We start from the raw sequence: 12,764 nt of genomic DNA on the forward strand, positions 1-12,764 counted from the left end.
ATCACCCCTCCTCTTTTTTTGTGTTTTTAAAGATTTCAAATACATCGTGTGGTGCATCAGGGTCATTTTTCAAATTCAGGAACATACTATGATCATTTTTTTTTCCAAATTGGGCTGTATAGGGCATTTCAAAGGATTTAAACAAGTCTTCATCATTTACCATACCAACATACAACTCATATCCCTCATCATCTGAAGAGAACAGACTTCCGCTAACGGAGGTTCCTTGAGCAAGAGCCTTATCAATCAATTTTCTAAGCTCTAATAACCCTTCTCTGTTACCAACAATTAAAGACTCTTGATGGTATGAGTGTTGAGCGTAAACATGTAAATATAACGTATCTGATGACATAAAAATCCCCTCTCGCAAATTACATATATTAACATTATACTATACTATCTTCTATTGTCACTAAGGTATTTTCTAATTCATAAGTTTGTATTCTTACAGAACTCTAGATATTCACTAGTGTTTTTTAGCATTCCATCTCCTAATTACAAATAAATATAACGTACCAATAATTTTAAAGGTTAATCTTTTCTATATAACCCCTATTGCAGTAGCAAGTCTATAGAGAGAACTTCTCTTCTTTTTATAGAACTTCCCCTTCTTCACACCCAAGTCCATATATATTAAGATCATTTATTTCCTGTGAGTTTAAGTAATTCTGATCGATGATCTGCTTCTCAATAAAATCGAGCGATCCCTCCATAGCTCGCTCCATCTGTCGTACCTTAATCTCATTCACCTGATCAGCACACCTTAAAGAAGGGAATAATCCGACGGCCCTGCCTATGGCTACTCTAGTTAATTGTCTATCTGAATGTCTAAACCCCGTCCCGCTAACTGAGCGCTCCCAACTCCAGATGCTCCCCTCGTTAACCAGGCATCCTTCACAGTCGTGCAAAATCAGGCGAGTACGTCTTGATAAGGGAAAGGCGCTTCTCCCAGAGGAATTTTTGCCTCTGAGATAATGTTATTACTTTCATCAATAAAAAAAGGTACCAATTTGGTACCCGTTTTGTCCAGAAACTTTCCCAACTTAAGGTTTCCAGAAAAAAGGTGGACTTATCATTATATGTAAGTTAGTGTTAAGCGAGCTCAGTAACTAGGAGGGATAGTATAGACTACGACTAACACAAGCCTTGACCTCTGTAGGAAAGAAACTCTTCTAGATTTTAGAGATATTATTTTAGGAGGAACTTGAATGAAAAAAACAGTAGTCAGTTCTTTTGTAGTCTTAGGTCTATCATTCAGTATTATTCTAAACCCTTATGCAGCAGATTCTATTAAAGCAGAAGAACAGCCTGTTAGTAATCAGATCGTATTAGAACAAGCATATGAGAATGCTCAATTAGGTGTGGCTGACTTTGAAGACAAAGAAGAAATCTTAAACGATATTACATGAAGGCATATAAGACACCAACAAACGCTTTCTTAGATGGGGGTTAAGGAACATCACGCGTTGAGAATAAGCCGCTTAATTCAGGGGTATCTAATTTTAATGCCTTAGCTCGTGATGTAGCAAGTAGCCGAAATACAATTGTAGGTGCAAGTGCTAAACTAGCAGGATCATTAGGGGTTGCAGTTCTTACTTGGCCAGCTGTAATCACTGCATTAGGAGCAGTGGGTTCTGCTTGGGTTGCTGCAATCACAATCTGGAATAGCAGTAGATCTGGTAAATATTATATGATCAACTAGGCAGACTCTAATATAAGGGAGAAGAAATGATGAGCAGTTTAATCCTATCTTTGTTCTGCAGTCTTATCATTGTAATCATGTTGTATCAACTAATAGAGAATAATTCAACTACCAAGAAATCAATTAAAATAGCACAATATTTTTTGATTTTCTTACTTATGAATTTGATTATCTCCCTAAACCAATGAGAAAAAGACAGCATAAACCATGCTGTCTTTTTCTTTATATCATTCCAATAGCAGTAGCGATTCTAAGTAGAGCAATTCGCTTTTTCGCATAAAACTTCCCTTTAATCCCTATTTCCATATAAATATTCAAGTCATTAACCTCAGTAGAATTTAAATATTTAAATTCAACTATCTGTCTCTCAATATAATCCAAAGATTGCTTAAACGCTTACTGCATGTTTCGTACTTATTACGTTAGAACTATTCTAGAGAAAGTTTTGAAATTATTAACAAAAGTAACTTTCAAAAGTAAGAATTGATATAATATCTAGTGAAAACGTTTTATTGAAGATGGGTGTGCACCCTAAGGTTGTGCAAGAACGACTGGGGCATGCCAGCATACAAATAACCTTAGATACCTACTCTCATTTAATTCCAGGTATGCAATCAGCAGCTGCTGATATGTTGGGTCAGCTTATCAATAAAAGAAGGGATTAAATTTATTACGGAACACGAAGGTTTGCAATATGTTTGCAAACTGCATTTGAACAAACAAATAGCAAGGGTGGCATTTCGCCTTTCGCCTTGACCCTTGCTATCTCTGTATTTATTAGCGCGCTCGGAGGGATTCGAACCCCCGGCAGACGTGGTACCGGAAACCACCGCTCTATCCGACTGAGCTACGAGCGCATATGTAATCGATAAAATCGCGTATTATCAACGTTTGTGTGCGTTGTGTCATCCGAAAGCCTTAACGGTGTTACGGAAAAGGACGAGTACCCCGCTGTCTTAGCGGACAATTTCGCACCGACGTGACAATGAGTATTATACGTTAATCTACGGGAAGGCGCAAGTAATAATTTTATTCGGTGACTGTTACGATTATGCGCGCTTTCTCTTCTTCTGCCATCTTTCGGAGCTTCTTCGCCCTCGTTTCCGATATAGTTACGTAATGGACGGCCGGCGGTTCCTTCGACCCTTGACGGTGTATTCGCTGCAGAAGAGCGTATGCTTTTAGCTTGTCGCGATTGACCGCCATTCGCTGCGTACGATCTATCTCGACGAAGTGATGCTGAATATTATCCGTATACATAGCATCGGGGATTATCCGATAGTTAACGAACTTTATCGGGCGCTCTACCTGCCAGCTCGCCGGTCTCCCCAGGTCTAGCCACGCCTGCCCCCGAAGTAAGATATGCTGTACGTATGGTTCCCTCGCGTGCCTTAGGTCGTCTATTCCGATCATGGCCGCCCCTTTCTTCGTGAGCGTGTAGACTTTCATCTCCCGCCGAAATGACCGTATGAGCTTATCGGATTCTAGTCGACCGAGGATCCGGTTAGCATTACGTTCCCCGCCGAGATTAAGCGCATCTTGCATCATTGGTCGCGTAGCATATTCGAAGCTATTCAAACACGATAATATCTGCTCCGTCCGTTTGCGGAATCTCTCTGACTGGACGTTCATATTCGATAACTCCTTTCGGCAGCTTTAATCGCTGAATCATTTCATCATCGGATATATACGGCGCCTGCGCTTCTATCCGTTCGTGTGTCCGATAGATCATGCGCCCTGGCTGCGTTAGCTTCTCCGCGCCTTGTTCATCGATAGCAACCCGCGAAGCTATTTCGGTCGGCAATCGGAAGGATATCTTTGCATCGCTATTCTGCTTTATTTGCCGAGGAAGTACGTCGGCTGTCGGGTACTGCGTGGCGTAAATGAGCCGGTATCCGAGCGCTCCTGCGACCCGTGTGACCTCCGATAAGATATCTATGCACGATTGCTTTAGCGCCTTTATTTCGGATCCATCGCTCTTATCCGGTGCGAGCTGCGCAGCTTCATCAACGATAATAAACTTCCGTTCCTTTACGGCTGTCTCTACGATATTCGTATAACCTAGTCGACGGAATTGCTTTAAATCCGCTTCAAATTGGCCCTGCAATGCGGTCAGAAGGTAATAAGCCTCGAATACATCTGACGCCACTGATTCGCAGTTATTTAATGGCGATAACTTGCCGAACTCGAGCCCGCCCTTCATGTCGATTAGATATAGCCGGGCGCTGTCTGCATACTGTTCGGTGAGATACGTTATAACGGACTTTAGGAACACCGTCTTACCCTGACGCGTGGCACCGGCGACCGTCATATGCGGTGTCTTATCGAAGTCATGCGTGACTGCGCCATCGAGCGACATTCCGATCGGTACGGAATAGCCTTCGCCTGGCTGCGCCATATCTGAATATGTTACCCTACTCGGAATCGTCGTCCGATAAAAGCGTACCACTAGCTGCCCATCTGATCGGCTGACTAGCGTAGTCTCTGCGAAAGCCTGCTCGATACTGCTGGCGAGCTTTTCTGTTACTGTCAGACCTAACGGAATTGTATAGCGATACTCTTCGAACCGATCCGTCTTTTCTTTACCGCGATATGCCGGCAGGAATACGGACTTGCCGACATGCCTTACGAAGTTGTTCCGCCGAAATATGACATTGAGTTTACGGCGACGAGCCATCGGGAGATAATACGCTGCTTGTATGGCCGAAGTTGCTAGCATTGCTGCGCCAAGCTCTGCGATCATCGTACATGTTCCTTTCGTATAGTCTCCGGATTATTCGGATGTGTCTTCCGAAGGAGAATACACAAACAGCATATTCCGAACGTTGTCATTTGTTGCTTAAATTCCGAATTCGGAACTTCTGTTTTTTCGTTACACTTATGTTATAAGTACTTCTTTATTTTTCTTTCTCTTCTCTCCCTTTTCTGTGTGCCGCTGAAAACAAGAAAAAAGAGGCGAAGCAGCCGTAGCCACCTCGCTAGTTTTCGCTTATTTATTTAATACCGGATGGATAAAATAGTCGTCCGCTATGTTTGGATAATTGTCTCGGTTGAAATTGTCCCATTTAATCTTTTCGAAAGTTTCGCGAGTCATTCCGATTGTGTTAATTACGGATTCTTCTTCGTTACCGCTCTGGTCAACTAACGGGAAGTACCAATCCAATACCACGTTAGATACTTCTTCATTTTGGAATAGCTTCTCAAACAACCGCGAGGAGTCATCCTCTATGCCAGCCTTTATATAGCTCTCCGAAAAGTTATCGTCGGCCCTAAGTGACGCTATAACAATCTTATCGTCTCCCTCTTCAGTACCCATGTTGTCGTTAATTTCCAACTCTTTAATGCGTTTACCATCCATATTTGTCTCTTCACCAGCGACTTTATTTATAGATTTAGTAATGCTTTGATCCAGGGAAGCTTTGGTTTCTTCTTTCACTTCTTGTTCTTCATTTTCTTTAGGGACTTCCTCTTCTACCACAACAGGCTCCGCTTTTCCTTCTTCTTTAGTTTCGTCAGCACTAGCAGTTGTAGTTGAATCCGGCGTTTTCACAAAACCAATAATAGCAAGTGTTATAACACCTATAGTTATTATTGTTCGAGTAACCCTAGTCCACTTCTTACTAATCCACATTAAGACAAGTCCAATTGGAAAAAATAATACTAACCATAGAATGATAAACCAGATTCTCCTGTATAAAGGCTCTTTCATTCCTAATGCCTCCTCGCTCTTTTCAATATCTACGAAAATGCAGTACATAAGATTCATCTTAATTGAAATTAATGGTATTATGTATTTATAATATTGAAAGTGAGTGATAATATGTCTGATTCTTTGTCGCCAAGTATCACGTTAAAAGATGTAGCTATATTAAGTGAAGAAATAACCTCGCTTAGAAGTAAAGTCACACAAGCTTACAATGAGAAAGAAAAACTTTTGTCGGACTTAGTAGATAATTATGATCATATTATTGAAGAATATCGAAGACTTAATCTATTTTTTACTCACCCTTCAATAGATTACCATACCGCAGTTGGACCGATTCTGGCTAACCCAGAGTACAACGTGATAGTTGTCTACAACCCTGTTAGCGGTGAAGTTCTCGAACTCAACTTTAATCGAAATACAGAAGAGCCCTATCCTCTTTCTAAACTAATTACTGAAGGCCATTTTAATACTGCTGTTGAGGGTATAAGATTCATGGACAAACAACTAAACGTCCACATTGCAGCTTTAAAAACTGAATTAGAAAAAATGAACGATATTGAGATTATGTAAGAGCCCGCCGATATGGCGAGCTTTTTTATTACGCTTAGAACATTACGTTCCATGTCGCAGGGCCAACGATACCGTCCGCAGATAACCCTTTGCGCTTCTGATACGCCTTGACAGCTGCTTCCGTTGCTGGCCCGAAATCATTGTCCGCTTTAACTCCGACAGCTCTTTGGATGCGACCGACATCTTTACCTTTCGAGCCTTTCCGAATAAGCTTGCCCGGATAAGGAACGATGGAGCTTCCGGAAGCTTTCGCTGTGCTAGCCGCCTTTTTCAGAGCAGACGCCGCCTTTGTGCTACCGGAAAGCTTAGCGATTAGCTGCGTATTCTGCGATGCCGTTCCGCTGTACCCGCTAATACCGTGCTGTGCCGCAAGCTTTTTACGGTTAGCCATCGAAGAATCTACGCCAGCTCGCTTAAGATAATCGACGATTCCTTCTCCGCTTTTAGCTGCTGGATATTTAGCCGCAGAAGACGATTTCGCAGGCTTAGCCGTAGCTGTTGCCGTTTTAGTCGGCGCTGCAGTTTCGGTCTTGGCCGAAGCCTTTACTTTAATTCCGAAATACTCCGCTACGCCATCCGCGATAGCTTCGCCTTGCTTGCGAAGTACCGCATTATCGCGCATCTTCTTGATATCGATATTCGAATCCATGTAGCCGCCTTCCGTTAGGATTGCCGGCATCTTCGTTTCGCGTACGATATGGAGGTTCGCTTTCTTCGTGCCACGATCACGTAAGCCCATCGCCGATACGATACGAGGGTGGACGGCTTTCGCTAGCTTCTCGGATTTCGGCTGGCTTCCCGTATACGTGTACGTTTCGACGCCTGTCCAATCGCCCCACTTGCCGGTATTAGCGTTATGGTGTACCGATACGTAAGCATCTGCGCCCCAGCTGTTCGCTTTATCGGTGCGAGTCTTCAAGGGTACGTCTGTCTTACCGTTAGCATCGTCCGTACGTAGAACGGTGATTCCGTAATCTTTCATCTTCGCAATAGCTGCGTTGACTACCGTATTGTTAAAGTTCCATTCGTACTCGCCCGCCGGTGTCCGCTTGCCTGGCGTAGATCCATTACCGCCGTGCCCTGCGTCAATTGCTACTTTGTACGCCATATTATAATCCGCTCCCTTTCGGTTTGTCGTACGACATTACCTGCGCGCTATCGGATACGCCCCGTGTCGTATTATCAACGACCGAGTTATACACGCTGACAGCTACGAGGAATAGTACGTACGGGTTACTGAAAGCTCCGCCGACTACTTCGAAAAGTATCGGCCAGCTCGTCAGGTCTTGCGCCGTTAGTCCGGCATAAGCGAGAATCGGAACGATAATCGATAGCGCCAGCTGAATAATAAATTGCGGGTTTTTAAATCGGACTTTCCAGTTAATCATCGTATAACCTCCGTTTAGTTTCGTTTAAAGTTCGCTAAATCGAACGTAGAAGATCGATAGTAGCGACATTAATGCGGTAATAAAATAGACGCCCGCAGACATGTTCGGAAAATCGAGCATGCTGGACGTCGCCAAGAATACGTAAAAGAACATCGATATAGCCAAGCCGCCGATACGCAACCAGCGACAGTTAAGCACGAGGCCGAGCGCAATAAGGACGGACGCCGCAAAAGCGACGAGTCCCCACGCTACAGCCGGCATAACTGCGGTCATATATTGATAAAAGTTAGCGTCTTTCTCGAAAATATCGGAAACAAGCAAGACTACCGAAATATAGGCGCTGATGAGACATACGTAAACCTCGAAGAAGGGAATCGCCTTTTGCGTCCCTTTTACCGGTCGTTGCATTTCTTGCACCTCCTTTCAGTTGCCGCCCGCTAGAACGGCATCGCTGAGCTAAATCCGTTTTGTAGGAAAAATAGAAAAAGGCCGCCGACTACCGTAATGACTGCGCCAATCAGTCCGCCGGTAATCGTCCGCCTTAACCATTTCGTATCACCTTTAATTTCGCCGAGCATCTCTTTTAATCCGAGGACGTCCGATTCGACTTGTTGCAAACGTCCAGTAAGTTCGTTTATCTTTTCGTCCTTCTTTTCGTCCCGTTGCCGCCATTCCCGCAACTCGTCGCGAATTTCTCGAATCTCACGTTCGGCATCGTAAATATCGTATTTATTTCCGTCTGGCACCGTTGCACCTCCGTTCATATTTTCCGTGGCAAATAAAAAAGCCCGCCGAGATTGGCGAGCCTGTTCGTTGGGCGTGCGGTTCTTAGTTGATTCCGTGGGAATTTCGTACAAAACAAAAAAGCAGGCCGTCCCACGGAACGAAAGAACGGGTAGCTAGTCCGCTCCGCCTGCTTTGAGAATAATATACCCGATATTACATCGGATGTAAACGTTAAATCATACTTAATTACGTTAAATCAATCGAAGCTCCGTCGAATACTAATATACACGCCGGAGAAAGGTCATCATTCAGCGTCACCCATCCGTCAGGAATTACGATTATCTGAATACCCCGCATTATGTCACATCCTTGTCTGCGATGAAGATTTCGATATACGTTCCGTTAGGAGGATTCATAGCGTCGGTGAACGTAATCGACGTTGTGTTAGTTTCGAGGTAGTCCGCAACCATTCCAGCAGGCAATGCGCCGGATGATCCGCTGATACGCGAAAGATATTCGACGCGAACGTCCAACTGATTCTTACCGGGATCGTACGAAAACGGAAGCGTAATTGTTTTGTTTCCAGCGTAGAGTAGGCGATGGACCTTTCGCCCTCGAAGTCGAGCAATCTTTAGCGCCAGTTCTGCCGAACCATCCGGATCAGATGCCGCGTTCCATTTATCCCGGTCAGCTTGCGAAACATGAATCGCGTCATCTTCGATATGATCGTCCCAGGCAAGTTTATCCTGCGGTGTTACGTGAATGTCCGAATTATTGATATGGCCCGACCAAGTTTCGGTTTCTTGCGTTAATTGCTGCTGAACTACCGTCGCAGCTTCGTTTGCTTTTTTCGCTTCCGCTTGAGCCTTCGTTACATTAACGGTTACGGTAGATATCTGTACGGATTGATTCTGGACAGCGCGCTCCGCCCGTACAACTCCTCCGACATAGCTGACGTTAAAGTTACCGAGCTCTATTACCGGAGACTTGCCGCTATTAAACGGATAATCTTCGACGCTAATAATCCGTACTTGCAAATCGAGTCCTAACGGTTCGTACTTAACCCATACGTAATCTCCGAGCTGGAAGTCGTACAGCGTGAATCCATTCCGCTTCAGTTCCTCATACGTAATCGTCAAGTTATATTCGGGCGTATCGTTAAGCGTCCGCTTTAGTTCCGCTAATAAGCTCGCATAATTAGTAAAGCGCTCATCGTATACGTATTCCGCATACAACAAGCGCTTGTTTCCATTTTCGTCCCGATATAACCCAGCATAAGGAGATTCATATTCCGCTGTTACAAGATATTCACCAGTCTCTTCATCTACCGCTCCGAACCCTTTAATGAAAGTCCGAATGTCATCAGTGTTTACATTCTCTTCAATGGAAGCCAAATTATGCCCATGCGAGAAATGGTCGTCCGTATAGCGCGCAATCTCCTTCGCAAATACGAGGTGCTTTCCAACAACGCGGTATTCCACTTCGAACCGGTCGACGATGGTTTCGAGCAACTTAATGCCTGTATTCTGTCCAAAGTTTTCGAACTCCTCCGATGGGAAATCGCCGACAACTTCGTAAGTTAGGCCGGAGCCAGCGAGCGCAATATCGAGACAGGCGTTAAGCCGCAGCGCGCCCGATCGAGTAGTTTCGATGAACGTTCGAAGCTTATTGAACATTTCATGTTGCGCTCGAACATACTTTTCGACGGTATTGCCGATAGGGTTCCGGGAAGTTTCGCCAATAATAAAAAGCTCACCGTCAATTTCGAGGTAAGCTTCGTTTACTATTGCGTCGAATATATCCGCGTTGCGCTGCGTACGAGTTACGTAAAATGAAATCTCATAAGTGCCGTCTGTGGTACGCTTTCGGGTAAAGTCGGCCATGTCCGAGATTGGCTCGGAAACAGATGGTTGTATAATTATTGATAAGTCTGCCATTTTATCACCTCAATTAAGGAATGACTTGACCCTCTTCAAATATGTCAACTGCACTTTGGTATTCCGGCAATGTTTTTACATACTCATACCCCTGCACAAAAGCATTTTTTGAATCTGAAGACAAGTTTGGTGCGAAGGAGTGTTTATTTCTGTAAACGGGCTCTTTACCATTCAATTTAGCATCCCTGTTTATATAAAAGCCTAATAATATTGTTTGATTGACGGATGTAACCTCAGTAACCTCCACACATATATATGCCTTTGTTATTGTTACACCGCTATCTGGTACCGTAAATGTCTGTTGTAATGCCATCGAATTCACTCCTTAATATAGTAGATAATCAGATAAGTTACTATCTAAGAATTTTAGTTTTCCGTCGGCTTGGTCAATAAATATAGAATTCTTTACTGCCTGTCCTTTTGATATCGGTGTAAGTTCCAAGTATGTCCTAGACGAACCCATGACTGCACCAGAAGGTAATGCATCAACAGTTCCCGCTCTGTTAAGAAAATCGATTTTCCGATTCTGATAATGAAGTTCTCGCACTAATGGGTAGAAAATGTACGCATCGTAATGATTTGTTACTTTGACATATAAATCGACATATAGGTCATTATTTACAACTCTTTTTACAGTGGCTATGTCGCTAGAGGATACACCGGTTCCTGAAATGACTTGAGACGTTACAAAGGACGATCCATCACTTTGGTACTTTGCGGTAAACTGAATTATAACTGATCTTGATTGCGCTACAGGATTATTCACATAGGAATTTGCTAAGGATATTAGAGAAGTAATGGAATCGTTATTTTCGGGCTTTTTAATATAGGCAGTAGCAATTTTAGCCCACTTCCCACCAGTTGCTCCCGTATAACTTGTGATATAGGACTGGCTCAAAGATACATACTCCGGATAAAATAAATTCCCGCTCAATGTAGAAATATAGCTATCAGTAGTGAATATGACTTCCTTTGCCCAGAGTGTCTTTATTTCCAGTAGTTTCTGGAAGTTGATAATTCCACTGTTAAAGCTATTTTTTATATACAAATCCACTACACATTTTTGTTCATCATCTTGAATTATTTTTGCGATGGCTGATCCTCTGTTATCACTGACAAGAAGAGAAAAAGCGGTAGGAGAACCACTCGCGCGATTTGTTCGCACACGTAGAAATACATTAAAGTTCTGTGGCATATCATCAAAAGTACTGACATTGGAAACCTTATATTCAGTACTAATGTATTGCGCCCCTGCTTTTGTTGTATCGACTTCCAACCTTGCAATTCGTACATATTTATTTTGTGACGTACTATCTGTCTTTGTTGAGTAATAAAAAGATGGACCTACATATTGCGGGTGAGGGTTGCCGTTTTCTCCATGATTACCTTCATGTAGTACAAGAAAATCGTGAATACTTAACTCTGTAGAATTCATACTGTATTACCTCCGTTAAATTCCTCAATGGCTGTTTCCCCTTTTCTTCCAATAAAGTTGAAGTTAGGGTCAGTCACGCTCCAAATTAGAATGCCCGCGCAGCTATCAGCATTCATATAAGTGTTTAGAAAGGACTTGTAGAAGTTGTACTGAACGTCCTCATTGTAAACGTTACTTAGAGGGCTCCAAGACGCAGGATCGAACGTTTGAGACTCATACGGAAGGATACCTACCTCCGTAATTAAATAAGGCTTGTTGTACTTCTTCGATAGCTCCAAGAATTTAAAGAAATAATGGTATTGATTATCGAAGCTTTGATACATTGACTTCGTAATTGTATTAATGCTGGCTACGGGTTCATCTGTGGATTTCGGATAAATATTTCCACCGATATAATCACATAAATCCCAAAATACACACGTATCATGCTCAACATCCCAAAAAGTCGGAGAATTAGTTACTTTTATTTCTGGATTAGAAGTCCGCACTGCATTAATTAATTGAAACCATTGGTCTCTATAGTTTTCTGTGATATTAGGACTTTCGTTAGCCAAGCACACAATTTCCACGTCGTTACCTTTAATAGTATCAACAATACACTTTTGTAATGTACTGAACATCGCTGTAGGATCGCTTGGGAAATTGTTGTTTTTGTATATGCTGTTACCGCCGGAATCATTTGGGTGAAATTTGACTATAATTTTAAAGCCGTAATCTTGAATAAACCGCACCATCTCTTTAAACTTATCAAGTGTGTAATCATACCCCCAAGAATTAAACGTAGAAGTATCACGACATTGCAGCAGAATACACAACGTTATATGCGTAAATCCAAGCTCTTTTAAACGATCCAATGTATACGTTTTATTCAGCACATTATCGTTAATAGTTAAATTGTTCCAAAAGTAAAAAGAAGCCGACATTATCTTTTTATTATCCGAACCATTCAACATCCGATTTAAACCAGTAACCTTCTGGTCTGTATTGGTCAGTTGACTTGATACTTTCGTATAATCAGAAGCTACTCTTTCGCCGGCAGTTGCATGCTCCACCCCGTCTGTATCTTTTCTTAAGTCGACTACTTCCGAAGGTTGCTCCCCGTTTGCGATTAACATATCAAGTCGTTCTTTTTGATACTCACTCCTGCCGTCTGCAGCCTGACTCTTTATATTCGCTTCTTCCGAAACTTTTACTGCTTGCGAAGACTCCGCTTTTATATCGGTGATATCATTAAGCCTTTGTCTAACCTCTGCGCCCACTTCATTTTTTATATTCCTTATAATCGGCACATTATCGTCTC

The 12,764-nt window shown here is 42.8% G+C and carries 15 protein-coding genes and 1 tRNA gene; 2 read left to right on the forward strand and 14 right to left on the reverse strand.

The features are described 5' to 3' along the window. Position 1 precedes the first annotated feature (1 nt). Positions 2 to 352 (reverse strand): hypothetical protein, encoded by a 351-nt coding sequence (locus CHH48_RS07110; RefSeq protein WP_176466380.1) that lies wholly within the window; start codon positions 350 to 352, stop codon positions 2 to 4. Positions 353 to 593: 241 nt separating this feature from the next. Beyond that, the gene (locus CHH48_RS19465; RefSeq protein WP_176466379.1) at positions 594 to 749 is read right to left on the reverse strand and encodes a hypothetical protein; all 156 of its coding nucleotides are present in this window, start codon (positions 747 to 749) and stop codon (positions 594 to 596) included. Between the two features lie 459 nt (positions 750 to 1,208). Between CHH48_RS19465 and CHH48_RS07115 the strand changes: the two genes are divergently transcribed. Further along, complete coding sequence (locus tag CHH48_RS07115) at positions 1,209 to 1,409, forward strand: hypothetical protein (RefSeq protein WP_095218444.1); 201 nt, start codon at positions 1,209 to 1,211, stop codon at positions 1,407 to 1,409. Positions 1,410 to 2,483: 1,074 nt separating this feature from the next. Here the strand turns inward: CHH48_RS07115 and CHH48_RS07125 are convergent. The 4 genes from CHH48_RS07125 to CHH48_RS07140 form a co-directional block, all read right to left on the reverse strand. After that, positions 2,484 to 2,559: transfer RNA gene (locus CHH48_RS07125), tRNA-Arg, on the reverse strand. Positions 2,560 to 2,731: 172 nt separating this feature from the next. After that, positions 2,732 to 3,334, reverse strand: coding sequence for a replication-relaxation family protein (locus CHH48_RS07130; RefSeq protein ID WP_095218445.1), 603 nt, complete (start codon positions 3,332 to 3,334; stop codon positions 2,732 to 2,734). Continuing rightward, positions 3,273 to 4,445: an FtsK/SpoIIIE domain-containing protein gene (locus CHH48_RS07135; RefSeq protein ID WP_095218446.1), complete on the reverse strand. Its 1,173-nt coding sequence runs from the start codon at positions 4,443 to 4,445 to the stop codon at positions 3,273 to 3,275. Before CHH48_RS07135 ends, CHH48_RS07130 begins: the two co-directional genes overlap by 62 nt. Positions 4,446 to 4,691: 246 nt before the next feature. Further along, on the reverse strand, positions 4,692 to 5,411 hold the full coding sequence (locus CHH48_RS07140; protein WP_095218447.1) for a hypothetical protein: 720 nt from the start codon (positions 5,409 to 5,411) through the stop codon (positions 4,692 to 4,694). Positions 5,412 to 5,522: 111 nt separating this feature from the next. Between CHH48_RS07140 and CHH48_RS07145 the strand changes: the two genes are divergently transcribed. After that, positions 5,523 to 5,978 carry a hypothetical protein gene (locus CHH48_RS07145; protein ID WP_095218448.1) on the forward strand — a complete coding sequence of 152 codons (456 nt, stop codon included), beginning with the start codon at positions 5,523 to 5,525 and terminating at the stop codon, positions 5,976 to 5,978. A 34-nt stretch (positions 5,979 to 6,012) separates the two neighbouring features. On the opposite strand, the gene CHH48_RS19775 is transcribed toward CHH48_RS07145, so the two are convergent. The 8 genes from CHH48_RS19775 to CHH48_RS07185 form a co-directional block, all read right to left on the reverse strand. Next, on the reverse strand, positions 6,013 to 7,086 hold the full coding sequence (locus tag CHH48_RS19775; RefSeq protein ID WP_095218449.1) for an N-acetylmuramoyl-L-alanine amidase: 1,074 nt from the start codon (positions 7,084 to 7,086) through the stop codon (positions 6,013 to 6,015). 1 nt (position 7,087) lies between these two features. Next, positions 7,088 to 7,366 (reverse strand): phage holin, encoded by a 279-nt coding sequence (locus CHH48_RS07155; protein WP_095218450.1) that lies wholly within the window; start codon positions 7,364 to 7,366, stop codon positions 7,088 to 7,090. A gap of 24 nt (positions 7,367 to 7,390) precedes the next feature. Continuing rightward, a complete protein-coding gene (locus CHH48_RS07160) occupies positions 7,391 to 7,774 on the reverse strand; it encodes a hypothetical protein (protein WP_095218451.1) in 384 nt (127 codons plus the stop codon). A gap of 29 nt (positions 7,775 to 7,803) precedes the next feature. Next, positions 7,804 to 8,112: a hemolysin XhlA family protein gene (locus CHH48_RS07165; RefSeq protein WP_095218452.1), complete on the reverse strand. Its 309-nt coding sequence runs from the start codon at positions 8,110 to 8,112 to the stop codon at positions 7,804 to 7,806. A 336-nt stretch (positions 8,113 to 8,448) separates the two neighbouring features. After that, the gene (locus CHH48_RS07170; RefSeq protein ID WP_095218453.1) at positions 8,449 to 10,029 is read right to left on the reverse strand and encodes a phage tail protein; all 1,581 of its coding nucleotides are present in this window, start codon (positions 10,027 to 10,029) and stop codon (positions 8,449 to 8,451) included. A 13-nt stretch (positions 10,030 to 10,042) separates the two neighbouring features. Beyond that, positions 10,043 to 10,342, reverse strand: a complete 300-nt coding sequence (locus tag CHH48_RS19305) for a hypothetical protein (protein WP_141230057.1) — start codon at positions 10,340 to 10,342, stop codon at positions 10,043 to 10,045. Positions 10,343 to 10,354: 12 nt separating this feature from the next. Beyond that, on the reverse strand, positions 10,355 to 11,464 hold the full coding sequence (locus CHH48_RS07180; protein WP_095218454.1) for a hypothetical protein: 1,110 nt from the start codon (positions 11,462 to 11,464) through the stop codon (positions 10,355 to 10,357). Beyond that, positions 11,461 to 12,753: a glycoside hydrolase family 113 gene (locus tag CHH48_RS07185; protein WP_095218455.1), complete on the reverse strand. Its 1,293-nt coding sequence runs from the start codon at positions 12,751 to 12,753 to the stop codon at positions 11,461 to 11,463. The genes CHH48_RS07180 and CHH48_RS07185 overlap by 4 nt, the downstream gene beginning before the upstream one ends. Positions 12,754 to 12,764 lie beyond the last annotated feature (11 nt).

It is taken from the genome of Terribacillus saccharophilus (assembly GCF_002272075.1).
In the GTDB taxonomy this organism is placed as follows: Bacteria; Bacillota; Bacilli; order Bacillales; family Amphibacillaceae; genus Terribacillus; species Terribacillus saccharophilus_A.